Here is a 727-nt window from a genome sequence, read left to right on the forward strand (position 1 = left end):
TGAGAACCCTATCAATAATGAGAGCTTATAAGTTGAGAATAGAGCGGCGGCGAGAACCGATCTCTTGCCCATTGCGGACAAGCCAGCCGCCCCGTTTAAAAGAAAAGCGGTGCAAAACAGAACCATCCCAAAATTCCGTATAGTCCCAAACATTTTTGATCTCGCAATCATAGCCTGTCGCTTTCCCAGCTGTTAAGCCTTCGCTATCGACTTTGACCAACCGCCCTGTCACATCAATGGAATGCTCATGCTCGCGTCCATCTTCTTCAGAGATCACATGTTTTTTGCCTGTGAATTTATGACGAAGACCAGGGGGACCACCAAAAATACCGATGACCTCAGGGGTATGGCTGCGGATTTTCATTTGCAAGCCAAGTGCTTTGACACCAAGACCGCTCACATCAATTTGCATATCAGAGCCGCCCGGTTGATAGGTTTCTGTAATTTCTTCCAACGTAGGTAATTTGAGGGTTTCAAGATCAAGGTGAAGATTCACATCATCATCAACAATCAAGGTAAAACCGCGTACAATGCGTAAAGTCATGCTTTAACTCCTTGCTGCTTTGCGATAAGTTTCAAGCGTATCGCCAAATTGATAAGTCATTTTCTTTTGGATATCTTGCGCCAAACGGTCAAAATAAGCGCTATTGCGCCGGCTGCCGAAACTCAAATCTTCTAAAGGTGGCACTTCTTCTGCATCAAATTCCACCCGCAATTTTCCCAATTG

Annotated in this window: 1 protein-coding gene and 1 pseudogene; both read right to left on the reverse strand. The window is 45.1% G+C overall.

Features of this window, described 5'->3' with window-relative positions:
• Nucleotides 1-25: 25 nt before the first annotated feature.
• Nucleotides 26-544 carry a phage major tail tube protein gene (locus tag ACFIL8_RS11715; RefSeq protein ID WP_375612479.1) on the reverse strand — a complete coding sequence of 173 codons (519 nt, stop codon included), beginning with the start codon at nucleotides 542-544 and terminating at the stop codon, nucleotides 26-28.
• A 3-nt stretch (nucleotides 545-547) separates the two neighbouring features.
• A pseudogene (locus ACFIL8_RS11720) lies at nucleotides 548-727 on the reverse strand (phage tail protein); the annotation flags it as partial.

This window comes from Bartonella sp. AP57NXGY, from assembly GCF_042195805.1.
Taxonomy (GTDB): Bacteria; Pseudomonadota; Alphaproteobacteria; order Rhizobiales; family Rhizobiaceae; genus Bartonella.

Bases quoted from the DNA above. Each gene is read 5' to 3' on its own strand.
- ACFIL8_RS11715 (WP_375612479.1), bottom strand. From the start codon at position 544: ATGACTTTACGCATTGTACGCGGTTTTACCTTGATTGTTGATGATGAT.